Origin of the sequence: Paraburkholderia sp. BR13439 (assembly GCF_040948805.1) — a bacterium.
In the GTDB taxonomy this organism is placed as follows: domain Bacteria; phylum Pseudomonadota; class Gammaproteobacteria; order Burkholderiales; family Burkholderiaceae; genus Paraburkholderia; species Paraburkholderia youngii.
In genome coordinates this window covers 22,895-41,230 of the sequence record NZ_JBFPKN010000003.1, presented here as the reverse complement: position 1 = coordinate 41,230, position 18,336 = coordinate 22,895, and the positions used below count along the sequence as shown (strand labels likewise).

Below are 18,336 nucleotides of genomic sequence, written 5' to 3'. Positions count from 1 at the left end.
TAGCGGTGAAGTGCGCCGCTTAGCGCTTGTAGGTCTGCAAGCCCGGCTTGATGCTCTTGTCGTCGAGGAACTGCTTCAGGCCCTGTTCGCGGCCGCCTTCCGGATCGCGATAATTCGCCTGGTCGAGCTTCGCGTACAGGTAGTCCTCGTTCTGCTCCCACGTGAGTTCGCGCGAACGCTTGAAGCCATGCTTCGCGTTGCGCAGCACGACCGGGTTCTTGTTCAGCAGTTTCGCCGCGAGAGCGATCGTTTCGTCGCGCAGTTGCGCGAGCGGCACGCTCTTGTTCACGAGACCCATCTTCGCGGCTTGCGGACCCGTGAAGGTGTCGCCCGTCATGATGTAGTACAGCGCTTCACGATGCCCGACAGTATCGGCCATCGCCTTGCTCACGAGGTTGCCCGGCGGAATGCCCCAGTTGATTTCGGACAGGCCGAACACGGCTTCGTCCGCTGCGATCGCCAGATCGCAGGCGACGAGCGGCGAGAAGCCGCCGCCGAAGCACCAGCCGTTGACCATCGCGATGGTCGGCTTCGAGTACATGCGCAGCAATTGCCATTGCCAACGGCTCGCGTCGCGGCGAATCCGCTCCTGCAGCACGTCCGGACCCGCGTCCACTTCGCGGAAATATTCCTTCAGGTCCATGCCGGCCGTCCACGCGCTGCCTTCGCCGGTCAGCACGAGAACCTGGGCTTCGGCGTCGAGTTCGAGCGTCTCGAGAACGTCGATCATTTCCTTGTTCAGCGTCGGGCTCATCGCGTTGCGCTTTTCCGGACGATTGAACGTGACCCAGGCGATTCCGCCTTCCACCGCGACCTTGACCGTTTTCCAGCGTCCTTCGTAACTCATCTGCATCTCCGTATCAATGCCGCCCTCGCGGCCTGAGCTCAATTTAATATCAGGCGACCTGATAAGTAAAGTACAATGTAGAGGTCTTGGTACAAACCCCTAACCGCCTATGCCGACGATCAAGAGAAAGCCGTCAGGGTCCGAAACCACGCCAGCCGCCACGGTGCGGCGCAACGTGCGCGATCGAAGGCATGCTGCCGCTCCGGTGCGTCTGACCTACCTGGCCGGGCAGCTCGACAAGTTTCTCACGCGGCAGCTTTCCGAAGCGCTCGCGTCGCAGGGTCTGACGTTGCCGCAATACACGGCGCTGTCGGTGCTGCGGGCGCGCGCGCGTTCGTCGAACGCGCAGCTCGCGCAGCGCTCGTTGATCACGCCGCAAGCGGCCAGCGCGGTCGTCAAATCGATGGAAGCGAACGGATGGGTCACGCGCGTGGCCGATCCGTTCAACCGTCGCGTCGGGCTGCTGTCGCTGACGCAGGCCGGCGAAACATTGCTGGTTCAGTGCGACGGTGCCGCCGACAGGGTCGAGCAATCGATGCTTGGCGAAATCGATGAACACGGTTCACAGATGCTGAAAGACCTGCTGTCGACGTGCGTGCGCAATCTTCGCGCAGCCTGACGCATCAGCCTTAATTCCACATAGGAGACGCCATTGAATATCGATCAACTGAAGGCCATCGACACCCACGTGCATGCCGAGGTGTCGTGCTGTCAACCGCCAGACCTGTTTGCCAAAGAATTCGACGAAGCCGCAGACAAGTACTTCGGCACCGTGCTCAAACAAGGGCGCCGCCCGACCATTCCCGAAACGATCGAGCACTATCGGGAGCGCAAGATCGGCTTCGTGATGTTTACCGTCGACTGCGAAGCGAACGTCGGACGCCGCCGCATTTCGAACGAAGAGGTCGCGCAGTTCGCGCAGAACAACGCCGACATCATGATCGCGTTCGCCAGCATCGATCCGCATAAAGGCAAGTTCGGCGCGCGCGAAGCACGGCGGCTCATCGACGAGCACGGCGTGCGCGGCTTCAAGTTTCACCCTACGATGCAGGGCTTTTTCGCCAACGACCGCATGGCGTACCCGCTATATGAAGTGATCGCCGAGTACGGGCTGCCGGCGGTCTTTCACAGCGGACATTCGGGCATGGGCTCGGGCATGCGTGGTGGCGGCGGCTTGCGCCTCAAGTATTCGGAGCCGATCTATCTCGACGATGTGGCCGTCGACTTTCCAGACATGAAGATCGTGATCGCGCATCCGTCCTGGCCGTGGCAGGAGCAGGCGCTGTCGATCGCGCTGCATAAACCGAACGTGTATATCGATCTGTCGGGCTGGTCGCCGAAGTACTTTTCGCCCGAGCTGGTCAAGTATGCGAATACGCTGTTGCGCAACAAGGTGCTGTTCGCGTCCGACTTCCCGCTGATCCGGCCAGACCGCTGGCTGGAGGACTTCGACACGCTCGACATCAAGCCCGAAGTGAAGCCGCTCATTCTGAAAGAGAATGCCGTCAGCTTGCTGGGTTTGCGGGCCGACGCATGACGAATCGCGAATGACGCATGAAAAATGGCCCGGCGCGAAAGCGCCGGGCCATCTCGGTCCATCAACGAATACTTAGCGTTTCGCGGCGTTGGAGCGAATGACGAGCAATGCCGTAATCGCCGCGATGATGGTCACCGGCACGCTCGCGCCGATAACGAGGGCCGAGCTTTTTCCCATCGACAGCAATTGCCCTGCGGCGGCGGGGCCGACGATCGAACCGACGCGTCCCACCGCCACCGCGGCGCCGACGCCCGTACCCCGCACGCTGGTCGGATAGCTCGCGGCGGACAGCGCATACAGCATCGACTGCGCGCCGACGACGCCCATGCCGGCGAACAGCACGGCAACGGATAACGTCTCGATGCTGGCGACCTGCGAAAGCGCGACCAACGCACCGACGATGCACGCATAGATTGCCGTGACCGACAGGCCTTGTCTGAAGCGATCCATCAGCAGACCGATGCCGAGCACGCCAATCACGCTGCCGACGTTGAAAAAGATCTGTGCAATCCCGGCCTGCGAACGACTCATGCCGCGCCCAACGGTCAACGAAGGCAACCAGTTCAGCAGGAAATAAAGAACGATCAGCGTACAGAAGAAACTGATCCAGATACCGATCGTCGCCGCGGCGCGCCCCTCGCCGAACAGGACTGCGTGCGTCGAAAGCAGCGATTTGTCCGCTTTAGTCGATTCCCGCGACTCGGCGGCGAATTCGCGTGACTCAGGCAGCAACGCGATCAGCAGCGGAATGATGAGCAGCGGTCCGACTCCGCCTACGTAGAAGATATGACGCCACGCAGTAGCACCCGCGCTCAGCACGGCGATCAATGCGGCAAGCGCGCCGCCGACCGGCATACCGCAATACATGACACTGACCGCCGTGTTGCGGTGACGCGGATCGACCGCCTCGGAAGACAACGCGATCAGGTTCGGCATCGCGCCGCCGAGCCCGATGCCCGTCAGCAGGCGAGCAATCAGCAGACTTTCGAAGCTCCAGACCTGCGCGGTCGCAATCGAGAAGATGCCGAATACCGCCATTGAGATCATTAGAACGCGCTTGCGGCCGATCCGGTCGGCGAGTCTGCCGCCGATCATCGCGCCCGGCAGAAGCCCCAACATGCCGGCGCTGAAAGCGAGCCCCAACTGGCCGACCGACAAGCCGAACTCGTGCGCCATCCGAGGCGCCGCAACGCCGGTGGACTGCAGGTCGATACCCTCCAGCACCGCGACGAGAAAGCACAATGCCAACGTTAGTGCAGTACTTGAGCCCACGGCACTCGACCGATTAGCAACACTTGACATGACGTCTCCTTGACCTTTGATTGAATTACCAGTGGCCAGCTACGCTTCGTCGTTCGACGAAGCGGCCATGGGAAGGAGAAGATTTCTGACAATGATCTTTGCGTCACTTATCAGAACCCTTCCCACAGCACCCCCGGAATTAGTGATGAGTCTAGTCTCAGGACACCTGATATTGAAAGTAGAATATGATATGCCTGGTAGAAACACCTAAGCTAACCTGATAATGACCAAGACAATGGAGAAGCGGCGAACGCCCCTTGCCAAACAGGCCGGTTCAACGAAAACCGGTGCGCCACCTGCCCGCGTTTCCTATGTGGTCGGCCAACTGGACCGCCTGCTCAAACGCAGTTTGATCGATGTGCTGGGTGAATTCGGGCTGACCTTGCCTCAATTCACCGCGCTCTCCGTAATCAGCGCCAGCGGCGCGATGACCAACGCTAAACTCGCCGAACGCTCGTTCATCACGCCGCAGTCGGCCAACGAAGTTGTCAAAACGATGGAGGCCAACGGTTGGGTCGGACGCGCTGGACATCCTACCCACGGCCGGCTGATCCATCTGTTTCTGACCGACGAAGGGCGCCGGGTACTGAAGGAATGCGATTCGGCGATCGACACGCTCGAAGCGTCCATGCTGGACGGAGTAACGGAAATCCCGGTCGATACGCTGCGCAAGGTGCTGCAGCGATGTGTGTCGAATCTGCGTGGTTGAGTGGACCTTTCCAATGACAAAAGAGCAGTCGCGCTCGAATCGAGCGCGACTCTTTTTCTTTCGCCTGAGGGCTGAATCGGGTTCAGCTCGGTGAAATCCCTGGTCGGCATTTAGCCGCGTATTACCCCGCCCACTGCGTCGATCGCTATATTGCTTGTCAACGGCCGCTTTGCGCACACCGCGATAGCGCGTCCGCCTCGCCTTTCCCAACCCGATTCGAGAGGACACGAAGCATGTCAAAGCGCATTCTTATCATCGCCGGTGATTTCGTCGAAGACTATGAGCTGATGGTGCCGTTCCAGGCACTGGGGGCGGTCGGTCATAAGGTGGACGTGGTTGCGCCCGACAAGCGCGCCGGCGACGCGATTCGCACCGCGATCCACGACTTCGAAGGCGATCAGACCTACACCGAAAAGCGCGGACACAACTTCACGCTGAACACCGACTTCGCATCGGTGGACCCCGCGAAATATGACGCGCTGCTCGTGCCCGGCGGCCGCGCCCCCGAGTATCTGCGGCTCAACGACAAGGTGATTGGCTGGGTGCGCCACTTCGCCGAAGCGAAGAAACCGATTGCCGCGGTCTGCCACGGCGCGCAACTGCTTGCTGCGGCGGGCGTGATCGAAGGCCGGCGCATCTCCGCGTATCCGGCCTGCGCGCCCGAGGTGAAGCTGGCGGGCGCGGAGTACGTGGCGCTCGACTGGCCCGACGCGATCACCGACGAGAACTTCGTCACCGCACCCGCATGGACTTCGCACGTGAACTGGATCGCGCAATTCCTTGCGCTGCTCGGCACGCGCATCGCGCATTGAAGGAGCGCCAGGACCGAAGCGCGGCATCGCGGGCGAGCAACCGTGTTACGCTCGATCACGACGGCATGAGCGACCGCGCCGCGCGCTTCGCGTCCTGCGACGTCATCACTTGCGAGAAAGGCTGACCGAATGTGCAACGTCTATGTCAACGCTGATCCGATCCTCTACGAGTCGCGTACGCGCGCGCTGCGCATTCACGGCGTCGTGACCACGGTAAGGCTCGAAAATCTCTTCTGGGACGTGCTTCAGGAAATCGCCAACCGCGAGGACGTGACGACGACCCAGTTCGTCGTTAAGCTCCACGACGAACTGATCGCGTTGCGCGGCGAAGAGCCGTTGAATTTCGCGTCGTTTCTGCGCGTGTGCTGTTTGCGCTATCTGTCGAAGAGCGCTGCCCGCAACGAGGCCGCTGGCGACGTGCAGCTCAACGCCCCGTTTCAACCCAGAGTCGTGAAGACGGCTGTGTGATGAATTCGTCGCCTGGCGGGGCGCGGCGTCGCCCCGGCCGGTATCGCGAGTGCGGTGTCGCGCCGTATTCGTTCTGTTTTGTTCCGTTGCGTCAGTCAGCCGACGCATCGCACGCGCAATCAAGAGAAGACACAGCGGCCGGTCGTTCCAGCACAGCAAGCCGTTGCAGTGTCACGAGACCGAGCAGTGCGAGTCCAAGTCCCAGCGTGAAGTCAGCGTGAATTCCCGCGCGGTCGACAATAGTGCCTCCCACTGCCGAACCCGCCGCAATCGCGACCTGGATGATGCTGACGAACATCGCCGAGCCCGCTTCGGGCAGGTCTGTCGTGCTGCGCTGAATCCATACGCTGAAGCAAAGCGGCAGCGCTCCGAACGCGATTCCCCACAGCAGCATCCCCGCAGTCTCGCCGATCGGCGAATGCTCGAGCAGCAACATCGACGACATCGCGCCCAATAGCAGCAGAACCATCGCGGCGACGGATTTCTTCAGATGGTCCGAAATCACCATCGACGCCAATGCATTCGAGAAGAAGCCGATCAGACCGAATCCGAACAGCAACAGTGTGATGGCGCTCAACGAGAAGTCGTGTTCGAGCAGCGGAGCAATGTACGTGTAGGTCGAGAAATGCGCGCCGAAGACGAGCGCGACCATCACCATGCTCAGCCTCGTATGAGGCCGGCGAAGCAGTGTTTTGAAATCGGCGATCCGCAATGCCGATGCCGACGGCAACGAAGGCACGAGGAACGCCTGCGCCAGCAAGGCGAGCGACACGAGGCCCGCGGTCGCGGCGAACGCGAGGCGCCACGATGCAAACGACGCGATGAACGTCCCGAGCGGCACGCCGATCACCGTTGCGCAGGTCACGCCGGTCAGAATGGTCGCGGTTGCTTTGGCGGCATCCTTTGCTTGCACGAGTCGAGGAGCCGCCGCCGTCGCCAGAGTCCAGAAGCCACCCAGCGCGCCGCCGAGCAAAGCCCGTCCTACGAGCATGATCGCGAGGTTCGGTGCGATCGCGCACACGACGTTCGCGATCAACAGTACCGCGGTGAGGAGCAGGAAAACGTACCGGCGGTCCATGCGGCCCGCGCTGACTATCAGCGTCGGCGCCAATATTGCGGCCATTACGCCGGGCGTGGTGACCATCAGACCAGCGACACCAGTCGACACGCCGAGGTCGTGTGCGATCTGTGGCAACAGCCCGACGGGCAAAAACTCGGCCGTGACGAACGCGAACGCGCTTACCGCAACAGCGATGACGGATAGCCATTGACCTGCGGAGGTTGAATTCCCTTCCAGGGACGCTGAAGTCGTAGGTGTATCGATGTGCATGATGACCCTGATGCCAGGTTGAAGCCTGACACTTTAGGCGGGGTCTCACGTTGGAAAAAGAGTCGTCCGATGAAAAGACTAGAAGGTGTGGCTGAACAATGCGCGGGCGGCGATATTCCGCTAACGGCCGAAACGACCGCGTAGCCTCTTCCATATGCGCCAGCGGGAAAGCGTTCGTCGTCAGCGACGTGATGCGGTTCGTTGACAGCCATTCAGATGGTTGATGAGGCGGCTCTCCAGCCACTTTTGACCGGAACGGAAATTCAATGCATTCCACGACTGGTATTTGATGGGCGTCTCAGCGGACCGTGAGGCAAGCATCGTTGATGCTTGCCCCGATGTTCGACAAACGATTTCCTCATTCAGAACTTCAATTATGAAGTAAAGATACTGACGGATTTCCGGTCCCCTGATTATGCCAATTGCATCCGTAACCGCCTCGTTGTGCGCAGAATTGCTTATGGAGTTCGATTTGGCGGATGTCGTTGAAGATGAAAGCAACCCCTGCCTCTCGCTAAGCGTATAAAACACAGAAGTAAAAAACCGCACCACACGCCAACTAATAAATACCGCACCCGCCTTCGGCCCAATATTCTGAAAATCCAGGAAAACCATTTCCGAAATCGTCTCGTCTTGCAATCTGCGCTCAGTAACATATGCTCTCTTTCAGAGCGCTTTCCGGGTCCTTTTTCCGGGACTACGGTGCAAGCCGGTCGCCCACAGGCGCGAGGCGGCCGACACACGCAAACAACGCCGTCGCAGCGCGCCCGACGTTTCTCCGCCCCCCCCCGGTCGAGGCTGCGTGGGCGGCAACCATCCTGGAAGCCGACATGTCACACGCAAACGAAATCAGACTGCCGAGTCTTTCCGGTGAGAGCAATCGCATCGAGGGGTAAGCAGCAGTTTGCGCATACGGGCGACGTGCGCAACCTAGTTGGGTTTCCCGAGTTTCTGTCACCGAGCTTTTGTAACGTGCGCCGCTCACAAGTGGGTGAGCGGCGTAACCGGCAATGGTGCCGACCGCACGGATGAATGTCGCGCTCACGCGGCTCGAGTCGAACCACCGCAGGCGAGCGTCAATGTACAAGGAGTCTTGGCGATGAAAGCTCCTCAGCGTCCTCAGCGCATCGAGTTGATGGCGCCACTGTCGGGCGTACTGGTTCCTCTCGAAAGCGTGCCCGATCCGGTCTTTGCCCAGAAGATGGTCGGCGATGGCGTATCGATCGATCCGACCTCGGATGAACTGCTATCGCCGCTTGCCGGCAAGGTTACGCAACTCCACAGCTCGTGCCACGCCGCAACGATCACCGGCGACAACGGTCTGCAAGTGCTGCTGCACATCGGGCTCGACACCGTGTTGCTGCGCGGCGAGGGCTTCATGCCGTTGGTCAAGGAAGGCGACACCGTCGCGGCAGGCACGCCGCTGATCCGCTTCGACCCGATCGTGGTCGGCGCAAAAGCAACCAGCCTGCTCACGCAAATGGTCATCGCCAACGGCGATCTCGTCACGCGCTACGTTCCCGCGAAAGGGCTCGTCGTCGCCGGCACCGACGTCGCACTGTACGTCGAACTGGTCGGCAGCGTGGAGAACAAGGATACGGCCAGCGCCACCGGCGCGATCCTCTCCGGCGAGATCACGCTGCCGAATCCGGCGGGCCTGCATGCGCGGCCCGCCGCGGTCGTCGCGGTCGAGGCGAAGAAATTCAAGTCCGAGATCCGCTTGCTGCGCGGCGACGCCAGCGCAAATGCCAAGTCCGTCGTCGCGCTCATGGGGCTCGCAACGAAGTTCGGCGACAAGCTGCGCGTCGAGGCCCGCGGTCCCGACGCGGCGGAGGCGGCCAGCACCGTCGCGCGACTGCTTGCCGAGGGATCGGGCGAAAAGCCCGGCGATGCGCCCGCAGCCGCGACGGCCGCGTCAAGCGCGCCGGCTGCGCCAGTGGCGGCACCGAGCGAGGCGGCTCCCGCCGACGCCAACGAATTCATCGGCGTCTCCGCTTCGCCGGGGCTTTCGGTCGGCAAGATCGTGCAGTTCCGCCAGCAAGTGATCGAGGTGAACGAAGCGGGCGAGTCGCCGCAACGCGAACGGGCGCAACTCGAAGCGGCGCAGCATCAGGCGCGTCAGCAGATCGAGGGGCTCAAGGCGACGCTCACCGATCCGTCGAAAGCGCAGATTCTCGACGCGCATCTCGAACTGCTGGACGATCCCGACCTGAACGACGCCGCCATCAGCAGCATCAGCGAGGGAAAGGGCGCGGGGTTCGCGTGGCGCGATGCGTTCCAGAACCAGGCAAGCATGCTCGAAAAGCTCGACAATCCGCTGCTGCGCGAACGCGCCGGCGATATCCGCGACGTCGGCCGCCGTGTGCTCGCGCTGCTCGCCGGCGTGAAGCAGGCGCAGATCGACGTGCCGGAAGAGTCGATCCTGATCGCCGAGGAGCTGTCGCCGTCCGACACCACGTCGCTCGATCGCAGCAAGGTGCTCGGCTTTTGCACGACGACCGGCGGCGCGACGAGCCACGTCGCGATCCTGGCGCGCTCGCTCGGCATTCCGGCGATCTGCGGTATCGACGCGCGCGCGCTGCAACTCGCCGACGGCACGCCCGTCGTGCTCGACGGTTCGCGCGGCAGCTTGCGGCGCAATCCGAGCGCCGAGGAACTGGAAAAGGCGCGCGAACGCATCAGGCGCCAGGCCGCCAAACGCGAAGACGAAAAGCTCGCGGCAACCAGACTCGCAATGACCGCCGACGGCCACCGCGTCGAAGTCGTCGCGAACATCCGCAATGCGCAGGAAGCGCGCGACGCGGTCGCTGGCGGTGCGGAAGGCGTCGGACTGTTGCGTTCCGAGTTCCTGTTCGACGCGCGCGACACCGCGCCAAGCGAAGACGAACAGGCCACCGAATATTGCGCCGTCGCGCAAGCGCTCGGCCGCGAGCGCACGCTCGTGGTCCGCACGCTCGACGTCGGCGGCGACAAACCGCTGTCGTATATGCCGCTGCCGAAGGAAGACAACCCGTTTCTCGGCCTGCGCGGTGTGCGCGTGAGCCTCGAGCGTCCCGACATCTTCCGCACCCAACTGCGCGCGATCCTGCGCGCGGCGCCGCTCGGCAGCCTGCACATCATGTTCCCGATGATCACGACGGTCGAGGAAGTGCGGGCGGCGCGCAAAATCCTGCTCGAAGAAGCCGGCGATCGCGCGGCGAGCGTGAAAGTGGGCGTCATGATCGAAGTCCCGGCGGCCGCGCTGATCGCCGAGCCGCTCGCACGCGAGGTCGACTTCTTCTCGATCGGCACGAACGACCTCACGCAATACACGCTCGCGATGGACCGTGGCCATCCGCAACTCGCGAAGCAGGCCGACGCGCTGCACCCGGCGGTGTTGCGGCTGATCGGCATGACGGTCGACGGTGCGCATCAGCATGGCAAATGGGTCGGCATTTGCGGCGGCATCGCGTCGGATGCGATGGCGGTGCCGGTGCTCGTCGGCCTTGGCATCGACGAGCTCTCGGTAAGTATTCCGGCAGTCGGTTCGATCAAGGCCCAGCTTGCACGCATCACGACCGACGAAGCAAAGAAGCTCGCCGCCGAGGTGCTGCGTCTGGGCACCGCCGCGGAGGTCCGCGCGCATCTGTCGCGCTTTGCCGACTGAGCGGATCAACAGGAGATCAGCCATGTTCTCGCATGCGTTCGGAGTCTTGCAGAAGATCGGCAAATCGCTGATGCTGCCCGTCGCCGTGCTCCCGGTGGCCGGCCTGCTGCTCGGTCTCGGCGCCACCGACTTCCACGGTTACGTGCCGGCCGTCGTGCTCGCGCTGATGAAGAACGCGGGCGACGTGATCTTCGCCAACCTGCCGCTGATCTTCGCGATCGGCGTCGCGCTCGGCTTCACCGAGAACGATGGCGTCTCGGGTATCGCCGCAACGATCGGGTATCTGGTGATGACGGCCACGCTGGGTGTGATCGCGAAGATAGGGGGCATCGAAACCGACACGATCATGGGCATACCGTCGATCCAGACCGGCGTGTTCGGCGGCATCCTCGCCGGTGGTCTTGCGGCCTGGATGTTCAACCGCTACTACCGGATCACGTTGCCGCCGTATCTCGGCTTCTTCGCCGGCAAGCGCTTCGTGCCCATCGTGACCGCGATCGGATCGATCGTGCTCGGCGCGATCCTGTCCTTCGTGTGGCCGCCGATCGGCAGCGCAATCAAGGCTTTCTCGCATTGGGCGGCGGTTTCGGACCCGCGAACCGCCGCGACGGTCTACGGTTTCGTCGAACGTCTGCTGATTCCGTTCGGTCTGCATCACATCTGGAACGTGCCGTTCTTCTTCGAAATGGGCAGCTTCGTCGACCCGACGACCGGCAAGGAGGTTCACGGCGACATCACCCGCTATTTCGCGGGCGACCCCACCGCCGGCATCCTTGCGGGCGCGTTCCTGTTCAAGATGTTCGGCCTGCCGGCCGCGGCGATCGCGATCTGGCATTGCGCGAAGCCGGAGAAGAAGGTTGCTGTCGGCGGGATGATGGTGTCGGCCGCGCTGACTTCTTTTCTCACCGGCATCACCGAGCCGATCGAATTTGCGTTCCTGTTCGTCGCGCCGGTGCTGTACCTAATTCACGCATGCCTCGCGGCGTCGGCACAGTTCGTGGCGAACACCTTGGGCATGCGCATGGGCTTCACGTTCTCGCAAGGCGGCATCGATTTTCTGATGTTCAACCTGATCGGCGGAAAGGCCACGCACGCCTGGTATGTTTTCATTCTCGGTCCAATTTACGCGGTGATCTATTACGGCGTTTTCCGCTTCGTCATCACGCGCTTCAACCTCAAGACACCCGGCCGCGAGGACGACACGGCAGATACCGTGGCGGTCGCCGCGAGCGGCGCGGGCGGACGCTCGCGCGAACTCGTGCTCGCCTTTGGCGGCCGCTCCAATATCACCAGTCTCGACGCTTGCATCACGCGGCTGCGCATCTCCGTGAAGGACCCGGCGGGCGTCGACGAACACAAGCTCAAGGCGCTCGGTGCGGCGGGTGTGGTGCGCGTGGGCAACGGCGTGCAGGCGATCTTCGGGCCGTTGTCGGAGAACATGAAAACCGACATGCAGGACTACCTGAAGACAGCGGGCGCAGAAGCGGATCTGCCGGCGGCCGGCGCACCCGGCGTGGAAGGCGCAGCAGCCGCGACTGCCGCGGCTCCAGCGGCCGTGGCCGCATCGGCGCAACACTCTGCGCAGGAAACGGAGCGCGCTGAAAAGATTCGTGCGGCGCTGGGCGGCGCGGCCAACATCCTGAAGCTCGACGCGCTGGCGGCCACGCGGTTGCGTGTCGAGCTATTGGATGCGTCGCGCATCGACGCGGCCGGCTTGAAAGCGGCGGGCGTGGTCGCCACGCAAGCATTGAAGAACGGTGCACTCGATCTGATCGTGGGTCTCGGCTCGGGCAGTCTCGCAGGCGCAATGCGATAGGAGCGACGCGTACATAGGGGGCCGCATGGAAGCAGTCAGAACTTTCCTCGAAACTCAGCCGCTGCTCGCGCTTTTTCTGACCATTGCGCTCGGCTACCTGATCGGCGAAATCACTATCAAGGGCGTGGCTCTGGGCTCGGGGGCCGTGCTGTTCGTTGGACTCGGGCTCGGCGCGTTCGCGCCGAAATCCGCGCCGCCGGCGTTGCTGGGCACGCTCGGTCTGCTGCTGTTTCTGTATGGCATCGGCATTCAGTACGGCGCGCAGTTCTTCCGCGGACTGACGAGCCGGGAAGGCATGAAGGCCAACGCGGCCGCATGTGTGGGCGTGATCGCTTCGGGTCTGGTGGCGTGCACCTTCATCCACTTCGGCATCACGCTCGCCGATGCGCTCGGCATGTTCGCGGGCAGCGGCACCAGCACGGCGAGTCTGCAGGTTGCCATCGCATCGATGAAAAGCAGCAATGCCGCCGTGGCTTATAGCGTCACCTATCCATTCGGCGTGGCTGGGCCGATCCTGTTCCTCTATGTGCTGAACGCGGCCCTGAAAGCCAAAATACCGAAGCCGACCGCGAAGGTGCTGGAGACTGCGGAAATCGCGCTGCGCAATGCCAGTCTCTTCGGTCTCCGGCTGTCGGAGCTCTCGACCCGCCTGCCTGCCGGCGTGGCGATAGCGGCCGTGCGGCGCGCGCATCACAATCAGTTGCCCAGCGACGACTTCACGCTGCGCGCCGACGACGTCCTTCTTGCCACCGCCACCGAGCGCCGCCCGCTCGACGAAGCAACCGCACTATGCGGCGAGTCGCAGCCCGGGCGTATTTCGAGTCATCGCGAAGACCTCGACTATCTGCGCGTGTTCGCGTCTAGCCCGGCGGTCGTCGGCACGGCGCTCGGCAATCTGCGCTATCCGGACGGCGTGAACTGCGCGATCGCGCACGTGCGGCGCGGTGATACCGATCTGCTGTCGACCCCGGATCTGATTCTCGAGGCAGGCGACCGCGTCGGCCTGCTCGTCGACAACGCGCATCGGGCGACGGTCCGCGCGTTCTTCGGCGATTCGATCAAGGGCACGGCCGAGCTGAGTTTCATCTGTCTGGGCATCGGCGCGGCAGTGGGGCTGCTGGTCGGTGCGATCCCATTGCGCGCGCCCGGTCTCGGCGCGTTCAGCCTGGGTCTCGCGGCATTGCTACTGGTCGCGCTGTGCCTCGGCAAAGTTCGCCGCAGCGGACCTTTCGTGTGGGTGATGCCGCTCTCCGCCAATCTCGTGCTGCGCAATATCGGGCTGACGATTTTTCTCGCGCAGGTGGGCCTGTCTTGCGGACCGAAGTTCGTTGCGACCGTCGGCACCGCCGGACCGCTGCTGCTGCTTTATGGCGTGATCACGCTGCTGGTGCTCGTCGGCGTCACGGCTGTGTGCTGCCTGTGGATCTTCAGACTGTCTTTCGATACATCGGTCGGCGTGATTTGCGGCGCGACCGGCAATCCCGCGATTCTCGCCTTCGCCAACCGCATCGCGCCGACGGATCAGCCCGACGTCATGTACGCGATGATTTTTCCGTCGATGACCATCGTCAAGGTGCTGTTCGTGCAGATCGCCATCGCGGTCGCTGCCGGCTAGAAGAAGCCGTTATCGCGACCCGCCGCTATCGGGAACGCCGCTTGCGCGACTTAGAGCCGCGCGACGCATTCTGCAACGATGCGCGGACGGTTCGGCGATGGAGGCCAGATGAAAGGACGGGTGGCAAGTGCGGGCGTGGCCGTTGTTGTGGTCGCCCTCATGGCCGCGCACGGCCCCACTGCGCATGCACGGGAGCCCGCGCCGGGTGCCGTCACTGCGCCGATCGCGGCCAACAGCGATACCGCGGCCGCGGCGCGCGGCGCGAAGCTCGCGGCCATTGGCAATTGCGTCGCGTGCCACACCGCGACGGGCGGCCAGCCCCTCGCGGGCGGACTGCCGCTGCAAACACCTTTTGGCATCATTTACTCGACCAACATTACCCCGGACAACGAAACCGGCATCGGAGGCTGGACGCTCGACGCGTTCGAACGTGCGATGCGGCGCGGCGTGTCCAGCGACGGTCATCTGCTCTACCCCGCGTTCCCGTATCCCCACTTCACGCACCTGGGCGATGCCGATATCGGCTCGCTGTATGCATGGCTGATGAGCCGCGCTCCGGTCAACGCGCCTGCGCCGCACAACGAGCTGATCTTCCCGCTCGGCTTCCGGCCCCTCATCGCCGTGTGGAATCTTCTTTACCTGCATACGGGCAGCGAAGCCGCACCGTCGCCGACCGGAGCGCCGGACCTCGCACGCGGGCGTTATCTGGTCGAAAGCCTCGGTCATTGCGGTGCGTGCCACACGCCGCTCGACCGCCTCGGCGCAGAGCGCCGCGACCACGCACTGCAAGGCGGCACGATCGACGGATGGGACGCGCCCGCGCTGACGGACCTCGCTTCACGCCCGACCCCCTGGACGCAGGCACAGCTCGTCGGCTATCTGCGCACGGGCCTCGCCAGCGCCCATGGCGCGGCGGCGGGTCCGATGCGCCCCGTCACGCGCACGCTCGCCGACGCATCCGCCTCCGACGTTGAGGCGATGGCCGCGTATCTGCTGGCGTTGCCATCCGGGGGCCGAGGCGCGCCGGAGCATCCGGTCGCCTCGCCCTCCGCTACCTCCGCGCCCGTGTCCCCCGCGCCCGGCGGCGGCGCGAATCTGTTCGCCGCGGCCTGCGCATCGTGCCATGCCGAAGGCGCGCCGATGTCGAACGGGGGCGCTCTACCGTCGCTGTCCCTTTCCACGGCCGTCAACGCCGACAGCCCTCGCAACATGGTCCGTTTCATCCTCGATGGCATCGACTGGCACGAAAGCGATAGCGAGCCCTTCATGCCATCATTTGCCAACACTTTCACGGATGCGCAGATAGCGGAGCTCGCCAACTACACGCGCGAACGCTTCACCGCACGCGACGCTTGGCCCACGCTCGACGCCCGTGCGGTCGCGCAATTTCGCAGAGACGGCCTGCCACGATGATCACACTCAACGTCAACGGCGTCAGTCAGACGGTCGATGTCGACCCGTCCACGCCGCTGCTCTATGTGCTGCGCAACGAATTGCAGCTCGACGGCGCGAAGTTCGGCTGCGGTCTCGGTCAATGCGGCGCATGCACGGTCAGCGTCAGCGGCGAACCGGTGTTCTCGTGCCTCATGCCGGTCGTGGCCGTGGGCGAGCGGCCAGTGCGAACCGTCGAAGGACTCGGCAGCGCGCAACATCCCGGACCACTTCAGCAAGCCTTCATCGACGAACAGGCCGCGCAATGCGGCTATTGCATCGCCGGCATGATCATGCGAGCGCAAACGCTGCTGGACCGAGTCCCGCACCCAAGCGATGAACAGATCCGCCGCTACATGCAGCCGAACCTGTGCCGCTGCGGGACGCACATGCGCATTCTCGCGGCGATCCGGCAAGTCGCGAGCGGTTCGCCGCCGCGTACGGGCGGGGGAGCGCAATCGTGAACGACGGCCGCCCATTGTCCGCCGCCCACGGCAGCGGTCCGGATGACCCCGCGCGGCGCCGCTTCCTCGTTGGCGGCTCGCTGATGGTGAGCTTCGCGATCGTGCCAGTCATGACCGCGCTCGCGCAAACCACCACCGAAGCGGGCACCTTCAACGCGAGCGCCCCGAAGCTGCCGGGCAGTCTCAAGACCACGCCGTTGCTCGATGCGTGGATCAAGGTCGCCCCCGACGGCCACGTGAGCGTATTCACGGGCAAAGCGGAGCTTGGCACGGGCATTCGCACCGCGCTGCTGCAGGTCGCCGCGGAAGAGCTGGATCTCGCGCCTGATGCGATCGAGCTGATCACCGCCGACACCACCAGAACGCCGAACGAAGGCTACACCGCCGGCAGTCACACGATGGCCGACAGCGGCACCGCGATCCTCAACGCCGCGGCTCAGGTGCGCGCGCTGCTGGTCGCTAGCGCGGCCTCGCAGTTGGGCCTCGACGCAGCGACTCTGACGACACGCGACGGCGCCGTCATTGCCGCCGACGGAAGACGCGTGAGCTATGGCGAAGCCGTGCAACACGCGGACCTGCATCAGAACGCCCAGCCCGACGCGCCGAGAAAGCCGCCATCGGCCTACGCGCTGATTGGCCATATGCTGCCGCGCGTCGATATCCCGGGCAAAGTGACGGGCGGCGCGAGCTATGTCCAGGACCTGCGGCTGCCCGGCATGCTGCATGCCCGCGTCGTGCGGCCGCCGTCTTATGGCGCGAGCCTCGTTGCAGTCGATCGCGGGCGTGTCGAGGCGTTGCCCGGGGTCGTCAAGGTCGTGCGCAACGGCAACTACCTCGCGGTGGCCGCCGACGACGAATGGCGGGCGATCCTCGCGATGCGTGAGCTGGCGCTCGCCGCGCAGTGGCGGTCGGGGCCGCCGCTGCCCGATCCGGTGAACGTCCACGCGTTGCTGATGAGCCTGCCTGCACAGGAAATCGCGGTGGCCGATCGGGGCGCGGCGACCGGCGCGGCCGCACCGATGGCGACGCTTCGGGCGCGCTATTCGAGGCCGTATCTGACGCATGGCTCGATTGGGCCATCGTGCGCGGTCGCGCGACTCGACAACGATGTGATGACCGTTTGGACGCATACGCAAGGCGTCTTTCCGCTGCGTGCCGGCATCGCCGAAATGCTCGCGATGCCGCCCGGCAAGGTGCGCTGCGTGCATGTGGAAGGTTCGGGCTGCTACGGACACAACGGCGCGGACGATGTCGCGGCCGACGCCGCCCTTATCGCACGCGAGTTGCCTGGTCGACCGGTGCGGGTGCAATTGATGCGCGAACAGGAACACATGTGGGAGCCGTTCGGCCCGGCCATGACAGTCGACGCAAAGGCAACGCTCGATGCGGCAGGCATGATTGCCGACTGGCGTTACGAGCTATGGAGCAATACGCATAACAACCGCATCGAGAATGCGGGCCGCCTGCTGCCCGCGCAGCTCCTTGCGCAGCCGTTCACCCCCGCGCCGCCGAAGCCGATTCCGATGCCGGAAGGCGGAGGCGACCGCAACAGCATTCCGCTCTACCGCGTGCCCAGCCTGCACGTGCAGCATCATTTCGTGCCCACGATGCCGATCCGCGTCTCCGCGATGCGTTCGCTCGGCGCGCACATGAACGTGTTCGCGATCGAGAGCTTCATCGACGAGCTCGCCAGAGCCGCGCACGCCGATCCCGTTGCGTTTCGCCTCAAACATCTCGATGATCCGCGCGCACATCGCGTGATTCGCGCCGTAGCCGATCAATTCGGCTGGCATGCTCACAGCGCGCTAACGGGCGACGCTAGCCCGCGTTCACACGGTACTGGCTTTGCGTTTGCCCAATACAAGAACCTGATGGCCTACTTTGCCGTCGCGATGGACGTGACGGTGATGCGCGATACCGGCGAGCTCAGCATCGAGCGCGTCGTCGCAGCCGTCGATTGCGGACAGATCGTGAATCCGGACGGTGTGCGCAATCAGATCGAAGGCGGCATTTTGCAAACCGCGAGCTGGACGCTCTATGAAGAAACACAATTCGATCCGCAACGCATCACGAGCTATGACTGGAGCACTTATCCGATCATGCGCTTCTCGTCCGTACCCAAACGCGTGGACGTGCTGTTGATCGACCGGCCGGGCTTGCCATTCCTCGGTGTCGGAGAAGCGGCGCAAGGCCCGGCCGCCGCGGCGCTCGCGAACGCGATCGACGACGCGACGGGTGTGCGGATCCGCGACTTGCCGTTGCTCGGCGCGAACGGCAAGAAGATGCTCGAGGCGTGAGGGGGCTTTCGCGTTAACAAACGAACGCGCCGCGCGATCTTCGGCGCGGTGCCGGGACTGCG

Annotated in this window: 15 protein-coding genes; 11 read left to right on the top strand and 4 right to left on the bottom strand. The window is 63.8% G+C overall.

Translation table 11 applies throughout. From position 1 onward, the window contains the following. Positions 1 to 19: 19 nt before the first annotated feature. Positions 20 to 847, bottom strand: a complete 828-nt coding sequence (locus AB3X96_RS06920) for a p-hydroxycinnamoyl CoA hydratase/lyase (protein WP_176107413.1) — start codon at positions 845 to 847, stop codon at positions 20 to 22. Positions 848 to 1,022: 175 nt separating this feature from the next. On the opposite strand from AB3X96_RS06920, the gene AB3X96_RS06915 reads away from it, so the two are divergent. Both AB3X96_RS06915 and AB3X96_RS06910 read left to right on the top strand, forming a co-directional pair. Then, entirely contained in the window at positions 1,023 to 1,466 is a 444-nt protein-coding gene (locus AB3X96_RS06915) for a MarR family winged helix-turn-helix transcriptional regulator (protein ID WP_368589101.1), read from the top strand. A 33-nt stretch (positions 1,467 to 1,499) separates the two neighbouring features. Next, entirely contained in the window at positions 1,500 to 2,384 is an 885-nt protein-coding gene (locus tag AB3X96_RS06910; protein ID WP_176107411.1) for an amidohydrolase family protein, read from the top strand. A 72-nt stretch (positions 2,385 to 2,456) separates the two neighbouring features. Here AB3X96_RS06910 and mhpT read toward each other — a convergent pair whose 3' ends face one another. Next, positions 2,457 to 3,686 (bottom strand): 3-(3-hydroxy-phenyl)propionate transporter MhpT, encoded by a 1,230-nt coding sequence (gene mhpT, locus AB3X96_RS06905; protein ID WP_368589100.1) that lies wholly within the window; start codon positions 3,684 to 3,686, stop codon positions 2,457 to 2,459. A 223-nt stretch (positions 3,687 to 3,909) separates the two neighbouring features. Here mhpT and AB3X96_RS06900 point away from each other — a divergent pair, with 223 nt between their 5' ends. The 3 genes from AB3X96_RS06900 (at position 3,910) to AB3X96_RS06890 (ending at position 5,675) form a co-directional block, all read left to right on the top strand. Then, the gene (locus AB3X96_RS06900) at positions 3,910 to 4,395 is read left to right on the top strand and encodes a MarR family winged helix-turn-helix transcriptional regulator (RefSeq protein ID WP_176107409.1); all 486 of its coding nucleotides are present in this window, start codon (positions 3,910 to 3,912) and stop codon (positions 4,393 to 4,395) included. 233 nt (positions 4,396 to 4,628) lie between these two features. Further along, positions 4,629 to 5,207, top strand: coding sequence for a DJ-1/PfpI family protein (locus AB3X96_RS06895; protein WP_176107408.1), 579 nt, complete (start codon positions 4,629 to 4,631; stop codon positions 5,205 to 5,207). Between the two features lie 129 nt (positions 5,208 to 5,336). Continuing rightward, a complete protein-coding gene (locus tag AB3X96_RS06890; RefSeq protein WP_368589099.1) occupies positions 5,337 to 5,675 on the top strand; it encodes a ribbon-helix-helix domain-containing protein in 339 nt (112 codons plus the stop codon). Positions 5,676 to 5,766: 91 nt separating this feature from the next. Here the strand turns inward: AB3X96_RS06890 and AB3X96_RS06885 are convergent, their stop codons facing one another. Further along, on the bottom strand, positions 5,767 to 7,005 hold the full coding sequence (locus AB3X96_RS06885; RefSeq protein ID WP_368589098.1) for an MFS transporter: 1,239 nt from the start codon (positions 7,003 to 7,005) through the stop codon (positions 5,767 to 5,769). Between the two features lie 180 nt (positions 7,006 to 7,185). After that, on the bottom strand, positions 7,186 to 7,644 hold the full coding sequence (locus tag AB3X96_RS06880; protein ID WP_368589097.1) for a hypothetical protein: 459 nt from the start codon (positions 7,642 to 7,644) through the stop codon (positions 7,186 to 7,188). 460 nt (positions 7,645 to 8,104) lie between these two features. Here AB3X96_RS06880 and ptsP point away from each other — a divergent pair, with 460 nt between their 5' ends. The 6 genes from ptsP to AB3X96_RS06850 all read left to right on the top strand — a co-directional run bounded on the left by ptsP (position 8,105) and on the right by AB3X96_RS06850 (position 18,274). Next, positions 8,105 to 10,651, top strand: coding sequence for a phosphoenolpyruvate--protein phosphotransferase (gene ptsP / locus AB3X96_RS06875; RefSeq protein ID WP_368589096.1), 2,547 nt, complete (start codon positions 8,105 to 8,107; stop codon positions 10,649 to 10,651). A 22-nt stretch (positions 10,652 to 10,673) separates the two neighbouring features. Continuing rightward, positions 10,674 to 12,467, top strand: coding sequence for a PTS glucose transporter subunit IIBC (gene ptsG / locus AB3X96_RS06870; RefSeq protein WP_368589095.1), 1,794 nt, complete (start codon positions 10,674 to 10,676; stop codon positions 12,465 to 12,467). Positions 12,468 to 12,492: 25 nt separating this feature from the next. Next, entirely contained in the window at positions 12,493 to 14,082 is a 1,590-nt protein-coding gene (locus AB3X96_RS06865) for an aspartate:alanine exchanger family transporter (RefSeq protein ID WP_368589094.1), read from the top strand. Between the two features lie 108 nt (positions 14,083 to 14,190). Continuing rightward, positions 14,191 to 15,495, top strand: a complete 1,305-nt coding sequence (locus AB3X96_RS06860; protein WP_368589093.1) for a cytochrome c — start codon at positions 14,191 to 14,193, stop codon at positions 15,493 to 15,495. Beyond that, a complete protein-coding gene (locus tag AB3X96_RS06855) occupies positions 15,492 to 15,977 on the top strand; it encodes a (2Fe-2S)-binding protein (protein WP_368589092.1) in 486 nt (161 codons plus the stop codon). The genes AB3X96_RS06860 and AB3X96_RS06855 overlap by 4 nt, the downstream gene beginning before the upstream one ends. Beyond that, positions 15,974 to 18,274 (top strand): molybdopterin cofactor-binding domain-containing protein, encoded by a 2,301-nt coding sequence (locus tag AB3X96_RS06850; RefSeq protein WP_368589091.1) that lies wholly within the window; start codon positions 15,974 to 15,976, stop codon positions 18,272 to 18,274. Before AB3X96_RS06855 ends, AB3X96_RS06850 begins: the two co-directional genes overlap by 4 nt. Positions 18,275 to 18,336 lie beyond the last annotated feature (62 nt).

What these genes read in the sequence shown, in the direction of transcription:
- AB3X96_RS06920 (WP_176107413.1), bottom strand. Translation starts at nt 847, where the DNA reads ATGAGTTACGAAGGACGCTGGAAAACGGTCAAGGTCGCGGTGGAAGGC.
- mhpT (WP_368589100.1), bottom strand. Translation starts at nt 3,686, where the DNA reads ATGTCAAGTGTTGCTAATCGGTCGAGTGCCGTGGGCTCAAGTACTGCA.
- AB3X96_RS06900 (WP_176107409.1), top strand. Translation starts at nt 3,910, where the DNA reads ATGACCAAGACAATGGAGAAGCGGCGAACGCCCCTTGCCAAACAGGCC.
- AB3X96_RS06895 (WP_176107408.1), top strand. Translation starts at nt 4,629, where the DNA reads ATGTCAAAGCGCATTCTTATCATCGCCGGTGATTTCGTCGAAGACTAT.
- AB3X96_RS06890 (WP_368589099.1), top strand. Translation starts at nt 5,337, where the DNA reads ATGTGCAACGTCTATGTCAACGCTGATCCGATCCTCTACGAGTCGCGT.
- AB3X96_RS06885 (WP_368589098.1), bottom strand. Translation starts at nt 7,005, where the DNA reads ATGCACATCGATACACCTACGACTTCAGCGTCCCTGGAAGGGAATTCA.
- ptsP (WP_368589096.1), top strand. Translation starts at nt 8,105, where the DNA reads ATGAAAGCTCCTCAGCGTCCTCAGCGCATCGAGTTGATGGCGCCACTG.
- ptsG (WP_368589095.1), top strand. Translation starts at nt 10,674, where the DNA reads ATGTTCTCGCATGCGTTCGGAGTCTTGCAGAAGATCGGCAAATCGCTG.
- AB3X96_RS06865 (WP_368589094.1), top strand. Translation starts at nt 12,493, where the DNA reads ATGGAAGCAGTCAGAACTTTCCTCGAAACTCAGCCGCTGCTCGCGCTT.
- AB3X96_RS06860 (WP_368589093.1), top strand. Translation starts at nt 14,191, where the DNA reads ATGAAAGGACGGGTGGCAAGTGCGGGCGTGGCCGTTGTTGTGGTCGCC.
- AB3X96_RS06855 (WP_368589092.1), top strand. Translation starts at nt 15,492, where the DNA reads ATGATCACACTCAACGTCAACGGCGTCAGTCAGACGGTCGATGTCGAC.